This is a genomic window from Alishewanella longhuensis, assembly GCF_014653435.1.
GTDB lineage: Bacteria > Pseudomonadota > Gammaproteobacteria > Enterobacterales > Alteromonadaceae > Alishewanella > Alishewanella longhuensis.
Genome location: NZ_BNAO01000001.1, coordinates 551,237 through 566,035, shown reverse-complemented (window position 1 = coordinate 566,035; position 14,799 = coordinate 551,237). Strand labels below are relative to the sequence as shown.

At 47.9% G+C, this 14,799-nt stretch carries 13 protein-coding genes; 9 read left to right on the top strand and 4 right to left on the bottom strand.

What is annotated here, in order from left to right; all coding sequences use genetic code 11:
• Positions 1–58: 58 nt before the first annotated feature.
• From IE163_RS02365 to IE163_RS02355, 3 genes are all read left to right on the top strand, one after another.
• A complete protein-coding gene (locus IE163_RS02365; RefSeq protein ID WP_189429758.1) occupies positions 59–577 on the top strand; it encodes a retropepsin-like aspartic protease family protein in 519 nt (172 codons plus the stop codon).
• 3 nt (positions 578–580) lie between these two features.
• The gene (gene nadC / locus IE163_RS02360) at positions 581–1,462 is read left to right on the top strand and encodes a carboxylating nicotinate-nucleotide diphosphorylase (RefSeq protein WP_189429756.1); all 882 of its coding nucleotides are present in this window, start codon (positions 581–583) and stop codon (positions 1,460–1,462) included.
• A 66-nt stretch (positions 1,463–1,528) separates the two neighbouring features.
• Positions 1,529–2,191 carry a DUF1294 domain-containing protein gene (locus IE163_RS02355; protein ID WP_189429754.1) on the top strand — a complete coding sequence of 221 codons (663 nt, stop codon included), beginning with the start codon at positions 1,529–1,531 and terminating at the stop codon, positions 2,189–2,191.
• Here the strand turns inward: IE163_RS02355 and IE163_RS02350 are convergent.
• Complete coding sequence (locus IE163_RS02350; RefSeq protein WP_189429752.1) at positions 2,181–3,374, bottom strand: acyltransferase family protein; 1,194 nt, start codon at positions 3,372–3,374, stop codon at positions 2,181–2,183. The two genes, IE163_RS02355 and IE163_RS02350, sit on opposite strands and share 11 nt — an antisense overlap.
• Positions 3,371–5,179: a glycoside hydrolase family 3 protein gene (locus tag IE163_RS02345; RefSeq protein WP_189430463.1), complete on the bottom strand. Its 1,809-nt coding sequence runs from the start codon at positions 5,177–5,179 to the stop codon at positions 3,371–3,373. Before IE163_RS02345 ends, IE163_RS02350 begins: the two co-directional genes overlap by 4 nt.
• A 304-nt stretch (positions 5,180–5,483) precedes the next feature.
• Between IE163_RS02345 and IE163_RS02340 the strand changes: the two genes are divergently transcribed.
• The 4 genes from IE163_RS02340 to IE163_RS02325 are packed head-to-tail and all read left to right on the top strand — an operon-like array spanning position 5,484 to position 10,021.
• The gene (locus IE163_RS02340) at positions 5,484–7,055 is read left to right on the top strand and encodes a sodium:solute symporter (protein WP_189429750.1); all 1,572 of its coding nucleotides are present in this window, start codon (positions 5,484–5,486) and stop codon (positions 7,053–7,055) included.
• Positions 7,055–7,912: a glucosamine kinase nucleotide-binding domain-containing protein gene (locus IE163_RS02335; protein WP_189429748.1), complete on the top strand. Its 858-nt coding sequence runs from the start codon at positions 7,055–7,057 to the stop codon at positions 7,910–7,912. Before IE163_RS02340 ends, IE163_RS02335 begins: the two co-directional genes overlap by 1 nt.
• A 13-nt stretch (positions 7,913–7,925) precedes the next feature.
• Entirely contained in the window at positions 7,926–8,846 is a 921-nt protein-coding gene (gene murQ / locus IE163_RS02330; protein ID WP_189429746.1) for an N-acetylmuramic acid 6-phosphate etherase, read from the top strand.
• The gene (locus tag IE163_RS02325) at positions 8,843–10,021 is read left to right on the top strand and encodes an exo-beta-N-acetylmuramidase NamZ family protein (RefSeq protein ID WP_189429744.1); all 1,179 of its coding nucleotides are present in this window, start codon (positions 8,843–8,845) and stop codon (positions 10,019–10,021) included. Before murQ ends, IE163_RS02325 begins: the two co-directional genes overlap by 4 nt.
• Before the next feature lie 52 nt (positions 10,022–10,073).
• Here the strand turns inward: IE163_RS02325 and IE163_RS02320 are convergent, their stop codons facing one another.
• Together IE163_RS02320 and IE163_RS02315 are read right to left on the bottom strand one after the other, a co-directional pair.
• Positions 10,074–10,940 carry an META domain-containing protein gene (locus IE163_RS02320; protein WP_189429742.1) on the bottom strand — a complete coding sequence of 289 codons (867 nt, stop codon included), beginning with the start codon at positions 10,938–10,940 and terminating at the stop codon, positions 10,074–10,076.
• A gap of 24 nt (positions 10,941–10,964) precedes the next feature.
• Positions 10,965–12,383, bottom strand: a complete 1,419-nt coding sequence (locus IE163_RS02315; protein ID WP_189429740.1) for a M14 family zinc carboxypeptidase — start codon at positions 12,381–12,383, stop codon at positions 10,965–10,967.
• 236 nt (positions 12,384–12,619) lie between these two features.
• Here IE163_RS02315 and IE163_RS02310 point away from each other — a divergent pair, with 236 nt between their 5' ends.
• The gene (locus IE163_RS02310; RefSeq protein WP_189429738.1) at positions 12,620–14,011 is read left to right on the top strand and encodes a Na+/H+ antiporter NhaC family protein; all 1,392 of its coding nucleotides are present in this window, start codon (positions 12,620–12,622) and stop codon (positions 14,009–14,011) included.
• Between the two features lie 146 nt (positions 14,012–14,157).
• The gene (locus tag IE163_RS02305; protein ID WP_189429736.1) at positions 14,158–14,775 is read left to right on the top strand and encodes a TetR family transcriptional regulator; all 618 of its coding nucleotides are present in this window, start codon (positions 14,158–14,160) and stop codon (positions 14,773–14,775) included.
• Positions 14,776–14,799 lie beyond the last annotated feature (24 nt).

The window sequence follows — 14,799 nt, the reverse complement described above, 5'->3', positions numbered from 1 at the left end:
GCCTTTTTATGGCGGCCTCATTAAGCTGTGCCCCTATTGTCAATGCAGGATGAAATTTATGCAAGCGCCTGAAGTCAGTTCTTCGTTTGGCAAAATATTCACATTAATCACCTGGTTGTTGTTAGGTGGTGGCTTGTTTTGGTTTTTTTCCGACTACTTAGGTAAGCAACAAAATCCTAACCAGCAACTGCAAAGCAGCATTAGCGGCAGTGAAATTACCACTGAGCTCACACGTAATAGGGCTGGTCATTATCTGGGTGTTGCTTTTATTAATGGTCAGCCTGTCGAGTTTCTATTAGATACCGGGGCGACCACTGTCGCCTTATCAGAAACGGCAGCTGCTAAACTTGGTTTGATCAAAGGTCAACCCATTCGCGTCTCTACCGCAAATGGCATCACTACCGCCTGGCGTAGCGAGATTGCTGAATTAAAGCTGGGCCTTATTACGTTGAATCAGGTACCTGCCAGCATAGTGCCAAATTTAGCTGGCACCGAGATTTTACTAGGTATGAGCGCCCTAAAGCAGTTAGAATTCCGCCAACAAGGTAATCAACTTACATTAATTCAACGTATCTAACCTATGACTATTGCAACAGTACCCTTTCACCACCCATTATTAGCAGACGAAATGCGTCGTGCTGTTTCCGCTGCGTTAGCAGAAGATCTTGGCATGCAAACCATTGCACTTGGGGATATTACTGCTTCGTTAATTCCGGCTGAGCAAATGGCCACAGCCACCATCATTACCCGCGAAGATTGCGTGGTTTGTGGTACTGGTTTTGTCGATGAGGTGTTTAAGCAACTAGGCGATAATGTCATCGTTACCTGGCAGGTAGCGGACGGTGACCATGTTACAGCTAACAGCTTATTGTGTTCCTTAAGCGGGCCAGCAAGAACGCTGCTGACCGGTGAGCGCAGCGCCCTTAATTTTCTGCAGTTATTAAGCGGTACGGCCACCACTACCGCGCACTACGTTAGTTTTTTACAAGGTAGCCAAACCCGGCTATTAGACACCCGTAAAACCCTGCCTGGCCTTAGATTTGCGCAAAAATACGCAGTAAGTTGTGGCGGCGGTTTAAATCATCGTTTTGGGTTGTTTGATGCGTTTTTAATTAAAGAAAACCATATAGCCGCAGCGGGCTCTATTGAGGCGGCCGTGCAAAATGCCCGCCTGAACTTCCCCGGTAAGCCGATTGAAGTGGAAGTAGAAAATCTAGCTGAATTAGCACAAGCGCTAAGCGCACAAGCAGATATCATTATGTTGGACAACTTTAGCCTAAGCGATATCCAACAAGCCGTAACCATCAACGCTGGCCGAGCTAAACTGGAAGTTTCTGGTAATATCACCAGTGAACGCCTAACCGAATTAGCCGCTACCGGTGTTAATTTTATTTCCAGCGGCGCCTTAACCAAGCATGTGCAAGCGATAGATTTATCGATGCGCCTTAGCAACCAGGCTTAAGATCATGTTCGTGGCATCTTCTATACTACTACAGCGGTTGTTAGCGAGATCGATGAGGTATGGTAGATGCGGCTGACAGGCAAGGTGGTATTTTGGCAAGATCAGAAAGGCTTTGGTTTCTTATTTTGTGAACAAAGCCAGGAAAAACTGTTTTTCCATATTCGTGATCTGATGCCCAACTCTGACACGCAAGCAAAAGTGCGGCCAGCCGAAGGGGACACCCTGTCTTTTGTGCGTGGCACTGACAAACAAGGCCGTGCTATCGCCACTGAGCTTATGATACAAAGCTCGCAAACTCCCCCTGTTGCAACGACCAAGCGTAAAAATGCGGTTGATTTGGTTTATGCGCAAGATGTCGCGCTCTATTTTCGGGCCGCCTTTCTGATGTTAGTGATTATTGCGCTGCTATTTGGCTCTTTACCTTACGTACTCCCGATCCTCTATATAGAAGCCAGCTTGTTTACCTATTGGCTCTATCAGGCCGACAAAAACGCAGCTATCGCCAGACAACCGCAGCGTTTACCCGAAGAAAGCTTACAAATGTTCAGTTTAATTGGTGGCTGGCCAGGCGCCTTATTTGCGCAGAAGAAACTGGCCCACAAAAGCAGTAAGCCCTTATTTCAACGTGAATTCTGGTTGGTGGTGCTGGCAAACTGCATTTTGCTCTCTTGGCTGTTATCCCAACATGGTCAGCAATTCTTAAGCCGCCTGGCCTTATTTACACTTTAAAAATAAAGCCCCGCCGGTAACACCACAGCATCGCCAGATAAGACAAGAGCAAAAATACCACAGCAAAACCCAATGAACCATTGTAGTTACCCAGCAAAGGTTGAAACAGGTTTGCAAATAGCCAGTTACCCAAGGTCGTACCGGCGACAGGCACCATTGACAAGATCCGCGCTGCCACACCGGCTAGCATAAAAAACAAAATCGCATTGACGCCAAACACCACCAGTGGCGCACTCCATAACCGATAACCCTTAATTTCAGTTAACCAGAGGGTGCCGCCAAGTAGCAGTGCGGTATAACCTGAACTTAATAAGACGAAAGTTGGTGTCCACAGTATTTTGTTGATAGGGAGCGCCGGATGCACTAGTTCTGCAATCCATACCGAAACCACACCTACCAGCATTAAGATCCGGATTTTAAACGTCAGTGGTCGCTCACTTTGCAACAATTGCGCTATCAATACGCCGCTGAGACAACTGGCAATCGCCGGTAAAGTACTGAGTAAACCTTCCGGGTCAAAAGCAAAGGGCGTTGCCTCACGGAAATAAACGTGACTAGCACCCAACAGCTGATGATCTAACCAAGCGGCAAAACTATTGCCAAAATCCCACAAACCAACAAAATTGTTACCCTGGGCATCGCTATAAGGCATAAATTGCATTAAGGCAAAGTACAGCACACACAAACCGATTAACCAACATACCCGGCCGCGGGTACCACTGTATAACACAATAAGCAAAGTACAAAAATAGACCAAGCCTATACGCTGTAATACACCAAACCAGCGTAATGTCAGCAATTTTTGCTCTAGATAACTGTAGGCGGGATCTCGAAAATTATAATAAAACAGCACCAAAAACAGCCCCAGCACGTAGAGTTTCAACGCCCGCACCGCACCTTTTTTAATGAGATCCGCTTTATTTAATTGCTGTTTACCACCCAAACTAAGATGTATTGATATGCCAACCATAACAATAAAAGCGGGGAAAATTAAATCGGTGATAGTCCAGCCATGCCACTCGGCATGGCGTAGCGGCCCATAAACATAACTCCAACTGCCGGGATTATTGACCAATACCATGGCCATAATGGCCAAGCCTCGCAACACATCCAGGGCTAATAAACGACCGCCAGGTTGCAATGCCAAAATATCACGGCAATGCCGCTGTAACGCTCGCATCATGGTTTACTCTGGTCACCGGCGAGCGGCACCAAGGTAACGGGTAGTTTACCCGTAGCCTGGCGTTTACCCAGTAAAACCTCGGCTAAGGCCAGATAAATGGGACTAACCAGACTGCCATCAGCTTGCTGCCAGCTGTGATACGCATAGGTTGCCAGACTGCGCTGTACTAAAGGTGCATACAGACTGATTTCGTAAGGTGAGCGTAAACTGATAAAAGTTTGCTCTTTATTCAGTGCCGCACCATATTGCAGTAATTGATAAAAATACTGTTGTTGCTTTTTATAAGCCTCACCCAGATTGGTCATGCTGGCCAGATCGTCCATACCACCAATTTCGGCTAAAGATTGCATAGGTGAAATAAAGGCCGCAATAACCTGGTCAGCAGCCGCGATCTGCTGTTTGGCTAAATCCAAATTAAGCTGCTGTAAGCTAATCACAGTAAGCTCCCCGCTATCGGGGGCCAATTGCTGCAAATACTGGCGCAATACCACGCCTTTGCTGGTATCCGGCATCAGTAACACCGTTTTCTTCCCAGCTAGCTGCAGAGGTAAGCTTTGCTCTCCGGCAACGACGGTAACGGCTGCCCGTGCTAGAGCTAACTCCGCGGCACGGTGTTCTTTATTCGCTAAAACTTGCAAAGCACTAGCCAGTTTCGGCTCGGCTATGGTTTTTAACTGTTGTTTCGCTTTCACAATGCGCTGGTAAGATGCCTGCAACTCTGGTAGCTCCAGCTTACCGCTGGCTACCGCGCCGGTTAGTTCATCGAGCAGCAAGCCCAAGTTCTTTAGCTCAGTCGGGCTTTGCAGCTTCACCGGCATCAGGGCAATATCCGCACCGGCAGCAAAGGTTTCAATCACGGCTTGTGGCACCGTAAAAAACTGGCTTATGCCCGCCATATCCAGTGCATCGGTGACAATTAAACCCTGATAGCCCATTTGCTCGCGTAACACGCCATGTAGAATGCGACGAGATAAGGTGGCAGGCTTTAACATTTCCTCACCATCTTTACTCACAAATACGGAGCTATCTAGGGCAGGAAACTGAATATGCGCCGTCATGATCATCGCCGGATTAGCGCTTTTAATAATCTCAGCAAAGGGCAGTAGATCACTTTGGGCAATTTGTTCAGCACTATGATCGACCCGTGGTAAACCGTGATGGCTATCGACATGGGTATCGCCATGTCCTGGGAAATGCTTTAACGATACTAACATACCCTGTTGTTGCATCGCCGCCGTCATAGCCCCGCCCAACTGCGAGACGATCCGGGCATCTTCGCCAAATGAGCGCACGTTAATCACCGGGTTTAATGGGTTAACATTAACATCTACTGTAGGGGCAAAATTGACATTAATCCCCAAACTTAACAGCTCCTTCGCTAATACCTCACCCACTGTGCTGGCAAAGTAATTGCCATGCTCGGCATAGGTGGCACCAACTGCCATATTGCCGCTAAAGGAGGTCGATTGCTGCCTGGGTAAACGGGCGACCCGGCCACCTTCTTGATCGATACCAATAAACATGGGTAAGCCATTACTCTGCGCCGCCGCTACCGCTTGTAATTGTGCCGTAAGTTGAATAATTTGCTCAGGTTGCTGCACATTTTCAGCAAATAAAATCACCCCACCTATCTGATAGTCAGTCAGTAATTTGGCTAACGCAGGCGGTAAGCTGGTCATAGGGGTGCGGCACTTACCCGGTGCCACCGGCTCCTCACAGTAATAGCGCAGATCAAGCATCAGCTTTTGTCCTAGCATCTGTGGTACATCAACAGTTGGCTTACGAGCAGCAGCTTGTGTGTCCATAGCACTCCATAAGGTTGTAATAGAAAATACCGCCAGTAAGGCTTTACGAAAACAGGTTAGTTGGAAAGTCGCCACTGAGTGATCCTATAGCAAGTTAGTTTAAACTCTGTTAAACACTTTAACAGTGCTTACCCAAGACAAGCAAACATAAATTATTCATAAAAAAATTTAAAACATGTATATTTTACTCTTTTCATGTGCCTGAACTTATGTTTTACTGCTACAGGATACTAAAACACAACCTTCAGCCTATGGGCCAGATTTAGCGTACTATTACGCACAACTATTAACAGGCAAAGCCGTTATGCAGCTCACCTTATTAGATTGGCTGGTATTTTGCAGCTACTTTTTGATCCTGACGCTTTTGGCGTGGTGGGTCAATCAACGCAAAGCCAGTAACAGTAGCGACTATTTCCTGGCAGCAAACTCGATGCCGGCCTGGTTAGTGGCTATTTCTGTACTTGCTACTTCACAGTCGGCTGCCACCTTTCTGGGTGGTCCAGATATGGGCTTTCGTGGCAACTTAACTTACCTTGCAACCAATATTGGCGCCATTTTAGCTGCATTTTTTGTGATTAAGTGGCTAATTCCGCGCTACTACGCCTTAAAAGTGACTACCGTATACGAATTACTGGAGCAACGCTTTAGTGCCAGCGCCAAAAACCATGCAGGCCAAATGTATTTGTTTGGTCGGGTATTTGCCAGTGGAGCCCGTTTATATATGGCGGCGCTAGCCGTTTCAATGCTGCTGTTTAATAACATTGACGCCTCGGGCATCATTGCTTCAGTCGCACTCCTTGCCGTAGTAGGCTTACTGTGTACTATGGCAGGGGGCATTCGCTCCGTTATTTACACTGATGCACTGCAGTGTCTGGTGTATGTAAGTGCCGCCTTACTGGTGTTATTCTTTCTTTATACCAGTTTGGATTTGCCCTGGCATGTTTTGCTGGATGCCCTGCGTAATCCACCAGATCAAGCCGGTTCTAAACTGTTGCTGTTTGATACCAGTACCAATTTTAGCAGTAGCGGCGTTTTCACTATTTGGTCTGCACTAACGGGCTTTGTGCTGCTGAATATCGCTGCCTTTGGTTTAGATCAGGATATGACGCAACGGGTGCTAACCTGTAAAACACCGGCCAAAGGGGCGCAGGCTCTGCTGTCATCCGTGTTATTGGTAATCCCAGTCATGTTACTGTTTATTGTCATTGGCTTTTTACTCTATATCTTTTACCAGCGGGCAGACCTATACCAAAGCAGTGCTATTTTAGGTGATAGCTTTCAGGGTGAAAAAATCACTGTGTTTATGTATTACGTGCTGAATGAGCTCCCGTCAGGCTTACGGGGGTTAGTGGTGGTTGGGGTGATAGCGGCAGCATTGTCTACTATTACCTCCGGACTTAACTCCATGGCATCAGTACTAGTCGCAGATTTATATCAACCCTGGCGTCTGCGGCGTCAACCTGGCACAGCAGCCAGGCATTTCGTGCGCGCCGGTCAATTGGCGATGCTGCTAACCGCTGTGGCTTTGTCGCTGATGGCAGTACTTTGTTATTACTGGCAACAATACTCCGACATGCCCCTGCTGGCGTTTGCGCTGAGTGTTATGGTGTTTTCTTATAGTGGTTTACTCGGAGTATTTTTTACCGCGCTCTTTACTAAAAGAGGCAATAGTTTAAGTGTTACTGCCGCCCTACTCACCGGTTTTGCGGTTACCTTATTGATGCAGCCTTATCTATTGCAAAAAATCAGTCCGCAATTGGCAGCGATAGATTTGGGCTTTACCTGGCAGCTCTGTATCGGCACGGCTATCGCTTTCTTGGTGTGCTACAGCGGCAAACCGAGCATTACATCAAGCTCAAAGCAACAGGAGGCTTAATGCAGTATTTATTAGCCATAGACGGCGGTGGAACTAAAACGCTGGGCGTATTGCAATGCCAGGCAAGCGGGCAGCGCTGGCACGCTCGCTCAGGCCCGGCACAACTAACTAACGATTTTGCCGGTGCCCTGAAAAATGTACGCGAACTATGCCAACAACTTTGCCTGCAAGCTAAGATAACCGAACACCAGATTACTGCGATTATTGGTTTGGCCGGTGCTGGCAACCCGGAACTGCATGGTTATTTTTGCCAGCAGCTCGCTTTGCCTTTTGCCAACTGGCAACTTACCACGGATGCGCGTATTTCATTGTATGGCGCAAACTTAGGTGAACCCGTCGCGGTCGTTGCTATCGGTACAGGATCAGTCGCGATGCGACTGCAACATGATGGCAGTGAACTACAAGTCGGTGGTTGGGGCTTTAATATTGGCGATGAAGGTGGCGGAGCCTGGCTTGGCAAGCAGTTAGTGCGTCAGTTGTTGTGGCAAATAGATTGGCAGCGACCTCTGGGCCCTTTGTTACAAGCAGTAACAACACACTGTGGCGCAGATATGGCCAGTATTTTACCTTGGTTAAAACAAGCAAAGCCCACTGATTTTGCAGCATTGGCACCGTTGGTATATCAATTCGACGATCCCTTAGCGTTGCAGCTACAAGCCAGCCAGGCCAGTGCCATCAGTGAGTTGGCATTATGTAGTCTGAATAATCAAGCCCTGCCATTAGTATTATTGGGCGGTTTAGCCAAGCAATGTCAGCAGTTTTTAAGCGACACCCTACGCCATCAGTTACAACCAGCCAAAGGTGACGCCTTAGCTGGTGGCCTGGTGCTGGCTGCCAAATTAGCAGCGTCTTCTTAATATGAGCGGAACTATGAGTACAGAACATCTAATACAGCAATTAGCCACCATGAGCACCGAGGCGCGCAGCCCGGCGAGCCAAAATCTGGATCAGCTAAGCAGCCTTCAATTAGTAGAATTGATTAATCAGGCTGATCAGCAAATTGCCAGTAAACTGACCGCTGCGCTGCCCAATGTAGCCAAGGCAGTAGAGCAGATTGTTACCGCTTTTGCCGCCGGTGGCCGTTTAATCTATCTGGGCGCCGGTACCAGTGGCCGCCTGGGAATACTGGATGCCGTTGAATGCCCCCCGACCTTTAGCGTACCTACCACGCAGGTGGTTGGCTTAATTGCCGGAGGTGACAGCGCCATCTATAAAGCCGTTGAAGGGGCTGAGGATGATCCGGATTTAGGCGTAGCCGACTTAAAACGGATAAATTTTGAGCAAAAAGATATCTTGGTAGGCATCGCTGCGAGCGGCCGTACCCCTTATGTGCTGGGTGCTTTGGCTTATGCAAAATCGTTAGGCGCTACCACTGTAGCCGTCAGCTGTAATGCCGATGCCCCCGTACTTGCTGCCGCTGATATCGCCATTTGCGCCGAAGTCGGCCCCGAAGTATTAACCGGTTCAACCCGAATGAAAGCCGGTACGGCGCAAAAGATGGTGCTAAATATGCTAAGTACCGCCGCCATGGTACGAAGCGGTAAAGTGTATCAAAACCTGATGGTTGACCTGCATGCCAGCAACCAAAAACTGGTTGCCCGGGCCGTTCGCATAGTGATGCAAGCCACAGAATGTGATCTGGCTACAGCACAAGCCGCTCTGGAACGCAGCCAGATGAGCGCAAAACTTGCCATACTGCATTTACTCAGTGGGCAACCGTTAGAGCGCTGTCAGCAGCAATTGCAACAACAAAACGGCTTTGTAAGTCATGCTCTGGAGGCTTTACGATGAAACGCTATTGGCTGGTTATTTGCAGTTTGGTTTTTTCGCTTTCGGCAGCGACCACCGAACCACAAAGCTTGGTATTGACGGGGGCCGAGCAAATGGATAAATATCTGCCGCTATTAACAGAAAAGCGTGTTGGCCTGCTGGTTAACCAAACGTCGCTGGTGGGTGAGCAACATTTAGTCGACGCGTTACTGGAGAAAAATATCCAGATTAAGGCCATTTTTGCGCCAGAACATGGCTTTCGTGGCAACCATGATGCAGGTGCCAAAATAGATAGCGGCGTAGATGAACGTACCGGTATTCCGGTTTGGTCTATGTATGGCGAGAGCAAAAAGCCAACTGCCGAGCAACTGCAACAACTGGATATGATTATTTTCGATATTCAGGATGTTGGTGTACGTTACTATACCTATATCAGCTCTATGCACTATATGATGGCTGCCGCGGCAGAATTTAACATTCCGATGCTGGTACTGGACCGCCCCAATCCTAATGGCGCCTATGTTGATGGCCCGGTGTTAGATCTGGCATTTCAATCTTTTGTTGGTATGCACCCTATCCCCCTATTACATGGTATGACGGTGGGTGAGCTGGCATTAATGATTAAAGGCGAAGGTTGGATTGAGCAGGCAGCAAAATTAGCGTTAACCGTGATCCCGGTAGCTAATTATCGGCGGGAACAGCCTTACGAATTGCCGGTAGCTCCCAGCCCTAATTTACCCAACCAACAAGCTATTAAGTTATACCCGTCACTGGGCTTTTTTGAAGCGACGCCGTTAAGTATCGGCCGTGGTACGCCCTTTCCGTTTCAAGTTATTGGTTATGATAAATTTGCGATAGATGGTTTTAATTTTATGCCGGTAAGTACACCGGGTGCTGCCTTAACGCCTCCCTTAATGGACAAACAGGTTTACGGTGAAGATTTACGCCAGGTCGCGGCAGAGGGGTTATCACTGGCCTATCTGATGCGCTGGAATCAGCTGTTTAGTGCCAATGCCAGCGAAATGTTTACTGCGCCGGCCTTTATGGATAAATTGGCTGGTACAGACCAATTACGCTTACAAATTACTCAAGGATTAAGTGAAGCAGCAATCAGAGAAAGCTGGCAAACCGATCTGCAGCGTTTTCGGCAGCAGCGGCAGCCTTATTTGCTGTATCCTGACTATGGTGCCAAGTAGTGTCACGACCTACCCTAAACAATAACCCCGTTTAGGGTGGTCAAGATAAAGATTATTGCTTCACTTTAAAGCGCGCAAGGGGTGCCATGCGTGCTTTATTCAAACTTAAGGTTTGCTCTGCCATCGTATAGTTATCTGCCAAAGCTAGCTGCGCTAAAAACAACTGCTCTACTTGCATCTGTGGTTCAGGGCAAGCGCGCATAGTTGAGGCCATTTGCCCTAAACGCAAACGTTGCTGCTCTAAGCCCCAACTGCCTGAAAACTGATTACATCCTGAATTACCATAAACTCTACCATCAGCGGAGAAATGCACATAAGCTTCAGTCTCTGTGCTCAGCATTTCACCCAATAACTCGGTCAGCTGCCAATCAATACCTGTTACACCTTCAATCTCCATCGCCATTATCCCTGACGCTGCCGGCAGTTTATTTAAGCGATAATGATCTGCCAAAGGTCCGGTGATCAGCTCCCGAGCTATATCCAGTTGACGTACGCCATTTTCCTCTACCCGAAAATAGATAGGGTCTCCCTCTGCCACATCCAGCTGAATGGTACGTCCTTGTTCATCCCACTGAAATTGACCAGTCTGTTCAAACCGGTTGTCTGGTCCTTCACCCAAATAAACAGAAATAAGATGGTAGCTACCGTCTTTTTTCAGTTCCAACTGCGTTTCTATGCCTTCACAGCTGGCACAGGGCAATACGCCCTGATATACGCCATCCCAGTCCAACGCATTCTGACTGGTGTCGCCTACCGGGACAACAGATTGAGGCGCAGCCGCTGTCGGCTCAGTAGCAGGTGAGCAGGCTTGCAGCATTAACAGGCTACAGAATAAGGCTACAGGGGCGGCTTTAAGGTAAGAAGTGTTAGCCGCAAACTGGCGTTTAAATGCTGCCTTTTGGGTATTTTTTAAAAACATAGCTAGCTCCTGCTAATTAACGGGTTAGGTCCCCAGTGGATTTCGTACTTTTCCTGTTGCTAACTCTAGCAATTGGCCGTTTAACAGCGCCTGAACAACCTCTCCCTCGGCGTTCACTAATAAAAACGTAGCGCCCTGCCGCAGCTGTGGCGTTTGCTGCGGCGGTCGAAGCGGGTTTAACAGCACCGGTAAACTACTGCTGCTTTGCAGCAACTTCGCCTCGCCGCTAAAATGCGTATAACCGGCAGCCAGTAGCTTGAGATGTGCGGCAGTATCTAATTGCAGCACTTTCTCTAAGCGATAGGCTTTGCCTGGCCGAAATGCCAAACCGCTGACATCGAATTGATGGTAAGCACTATGCACTGATAGATCACCCAACTCGTGGATCCGTGCATACCGATCACTTTCGGTGTGAAAATTGACTGCCAGATCCAGCGTTGCCTCGGTTTGCTCTACCCGCAGTTGCAGGTTCTGTAAGATCAAATCTTTCATACCACCGCTGCGGTTAAAAGGAATGGCTTCATAATCATCCAGCGACGCCTGCTGGTAACTGCCACTGGCTATCGCATCTAACCATTGTACGTACAACTGAAAATTTAACCGTCTGGCCACTTGTCTGTGATCATCTGCCCGATGCCCACCTGCCTCAACCAACACCGTACTTATGCCCATCCGCGCAAAAGTATCGCCGAAAGAGCGTGGAGACCAGGTATCGTTATAACGCCCAACATGTTGTGGAATTTGTTGGTCCAGCCATGGCTTAACCAGGGCAATCAATTGCATCGCGGCTTTACGGCTGGCATTAATTTCACGCGCCTCGTTATAGGCCGGTGCCAGTAAAGAAATGGTCGCCGGGTTAGGCGCATCACCAGCAGCATGAAAACGATTTTGATCATGTAAATTAAAGCCATAATGCGGCTTTAATTTCGTTGCGGTGGCCATTAAGAGCTGCCCTTCCGGGCTTTGTAACGCCAAGGCGTCTCTATTGATATCAATACCCTGTGCATTCACCCTGGTATTACGCGCTGCACCATCGGGGTTAAGCATAGGAATAAGATAAAGCGTAATCTCAGACTGCCAGTGCTTAAGCCACGCCGCTTGCTCAGGGGCTGTGGCGTATTTTAATAAATCAAAGATGGCGGCCGTTGCCGTGTGCTCATCACCGTGCATTTGCGACCAGGCCAGTACCCGCTTTTTCCCCTGCCCCAGCCTTAACATATAAATGGGCCTATGCTCTACCGAGCGGCCAAGCTCTGTTACCTCAACCAATGACGACTGCTGATAGTGTTTAATTAAGGGTTCAATATCCTGCAGCTGTAATCTGGCCTTATCTAACCCGGGTTGTTGCTGTTGCAAATAGTCAGAAATCGTCATGCTTTGTGCCTTCACGTTGCCCACAACGGCGAGTAAAACTGATAAAAAGAACGCTATATATTTATTCATACTTTAACCTCAGAAACTGCAGCACTTATTCATACATAAACACAAAACGAAGTAAAGACAACAATATAAATTCTGCTAATGCCGTGCTTGCAGTACCTAATGTAACCCTGTATAAAATGTTAACAGAGATATGCGCTTGACCTAGTATATACCCTCGTCAGCTTTACCGGCAGTTTTTGGCCTAAAGATAACAACTGGGTATCCGTGAGTTGCAGCGCCCAAGAACGGAGAAAATCGTGGCAAACTGGCTTACCTTATTACCGGCAATAGTTGCCATTGCCGTTGTGCTATGGCGCAAAGAAGTCATACTGGCGTTACTGCTGTCCTTGTGCACCGCAGAGTTACTAATCTTTATCCAAAATGGTCAAGGCTTAGGTGCCGGTTTAATACTGGATGGCAGCATCCAAACACTGGAGCGTATTGTTGAAGTGACTGCCGATGCCGGCAATGCACGGATCCTGATGTTCTCGTTACTGGTTGGAGGCTTATTAGCCTACTTACGTTACTCCGGCGGCGTTACTGCCATGGTTGATTTACTGGTACGAAAAGGCGTAGCACGTAATGCACGGCAAGCCGGGCTGCTTACCTTTGGTATTAGCTTTTTTACCTTTATCGAATCAAATTTAAGCTCGCTGACAAAAGGTATTAGCACCCGGGGATTATTCGACAAATTTAATATGAGTCGCGCCAGGCTGGCCTATATTATCGACAGTACCAGTTCGCCTATCTGCATCATTATTTTATTAAATGGTTGGGGTGCCTATGTGCTTGGCTTGCTTAGCACTTATGAGCTGCCAATGCCGGCGGTGTCGGTATTGCTTGGTAGTATTCCGTTAAACTTTTATGCACTCTTCACCCTGGCAGTAGTGCTTTATACCATTATCAGCGGCAAAGTTTACGGGCCGCTGCGTCGGGCCGAATTGCAGCGTCAAACGCTATCGCAGCATACCGAACTTGAAACACCTGCTACCCACCCGTCTTATATGCTAGTCCCGCTACTAACCTTAGTATTTTCTATGATCGCCTTTATGTTAATGACCGGCAATGGCAATCTGGTACAGGGTTCAGGTTCAAAATCAGTGCTTTATGCCACGGTACTGGCTTGTCTGGTCGCTTATAGCATGATGTTGTTAAGCCGCCGTTTTAATCATCAGCAACTGGTTAATATCGGCTTTAAAGGAATATCCGAGTTGCTGCCTGTTGTGACTATTGTTTTGCTGTCGATGGCATTAGGCACCAGCTTGAAAATATTAGGAACCGGTGCCGTTATTGCCAGTATGGTCGATCAGAATATCCCGTATTTCCTTATTCCAGCCCTGTTATTTTTGGCGGGATCTTTAATGTCTGTCACTACTGGTACCAGTTGGGGCACCTTTGCCATTTTAATCCCTATCGGCATACCTATGGTCACCCTGTTAGGCTTACCCCCTCAGCTGGTTTTGGCGGCTATCCTTAGCGGCGGTATCTTTGGTGACCACTGTTCGCCTATCTCAGATAGTACGGCAGTCAGCTCCGTTGCCGCTGGTTGCGATTTACTGGAACACGTCAAAACCCAGTTACCCTACGCGCTATTTTGTGGCGCCCTGGCCTTTATGGCTTTTGTATTAACTGGCTGGATTATGATCTAACCGATTAAGACAGGATAACTTGCTATTCCAGATAACGCCTTTATTGTAAATTTATCTGGTATTTTAATGACAGATGATGGCATTAGTCGTCATGCTTAGAGCATGCTAAACTAGCTATTGAAGTTGTTATATAAAAATTAGAAGTTATGGCACGTAAAACTAAAATTGAAGCAGAAGCAACCCGCGAGCAAATACTCGATGCCGCTGAGCAAATGTTTTATCAGCACGGCGTATCCCGCACCACTCTAGAGAAAATTGCCTGCGCGGCAGGCCTTACCCGCGGGGCGATATACTGGCATTTTGAGAATAAATCTGCGCTATTTGGCGCCATGTTAGAGCGGATCCGCTTGCCGTTTCAGCAGATGCTAAGTGAGCTGGATGCCCAACCGCAAGGCGATCCTTTAGCGCAATTAAAAGAACACTTAGTCCGCTCCTTGCTGATGATCGCCAATAGCGAGCGCTATCATCGCGTACTCTCTATCGTCTTTCATCGCTGCGAATATATGGATGAACTCAACCCGGCGGTATCCAAACAAGAAGAGTTAGACCGTGCTGCCACAGCAGTGATTAGCAGAGCACTACAACGTGCCAGGGCTGCTGGTATGCTGCAAGACAGTGTCGATCCGGATTTAACGGCTTGTGCTATTCACGCTTATATAGGTGGGCTTATTCGCAAACACTTACTGCAACCCGACTTTTGCGATTTAAGCCAAGCCGCTGCCTATATTGATGTGATGCTACAAGGCATAAAAAAGCCAGCCTGACGCTTTAGCATACAGACTGGCAAA

What these genes read in the sequence shown, in the direction of transcription:
- IE163_RS02315 (WP_189429740.1), bottom strand. Translation starts at nt 12,383, where the DNA reads ATGAATAAATATATAGCGTTCTTTTTATCAGTTTTACTCGCCGTTGTG.
- IE163_RS02320 (WP_189429742.1), bottom strand. Translation starts at nt 10,940, where the DNA reads ATGTTTTTAAAAAATACCCAAAAGGCAGCATTTAAACGCCAGTTTGCG.
- murQ (WP_189429746.1), top strand. Translation starts at nt 7,926, where the DNA reads ATGAGTACAGAACATCTAATACAGCAATTAGCCACCATGAGCACCGAG.
- IE163_RS02345 (WP_189430463.1), bottom strand. Translation starts at nt 5,179, where the DNA reads ATGGACACACAAGCTGCTGCTCGTAAGCCAACTGTTGATGTACCACAG.
- IE163_RS02365 (WP_189429758.1), top strand. Translation starts at nt 59, where the DNA reads ATGCAAGCGCCTGAAGTCAGTTCTTCGTTTGGCAAAATATTCACATTA.
- nadC (WP_189429756.1), top strand. Translation starts at nt 581, where the DNA reads ATGACTATTGCAACAGTACCCTTTCACCACCCATTATTAGCAGACGAA.
- IE163_RS02355 (WP_189429754.1), top strand. Translation starts at nt 1,529, where the DNA reads ATGCGGCTGACAGGCAAGGTGGTATTTTGGCAAGATCAGAAAGGCTTT.
- IE163_RS02350 (WP_189429752.1), bottom strand. Translation starts at nt 3,374, where the DNA reads ATGATGCGAGCGTTACAGCGGCATTGCCGTGATATTTTGGCATTGCAA.
- IE163_RS02335 (WP_189429748.1), top strand. Translation starts at nt 7,055, where the DNA reads ATGCAGTATTTATTAGCCATAGACGGCGGTGGAACTAAAACGCTGGGC.
- IE163_RS02340 (WP_189429750.1), top strand. Translation starts at nt 5,484, where the DNA reads ATGCAGCTCACCTTATTAGATTGGCTGGTATTTTGCAGCTACTTTTTG.
- IE163_RS02305 (WP_189429736.1), top strand. Translation starts at nt 14,158, where the DNA reads ATGGCACGTAAAACTAAAATTGAAGCAGAAGCAACCCGCGAGCAAATA.
- IE163_RS02325 (WP_189429744.1), top strand. Translation starts at nt 8,843, where the DNA reads ATGAAACGCTATTGGCTGGTTATTTGCAGTTTGGTTTTTTCGCTTTCG.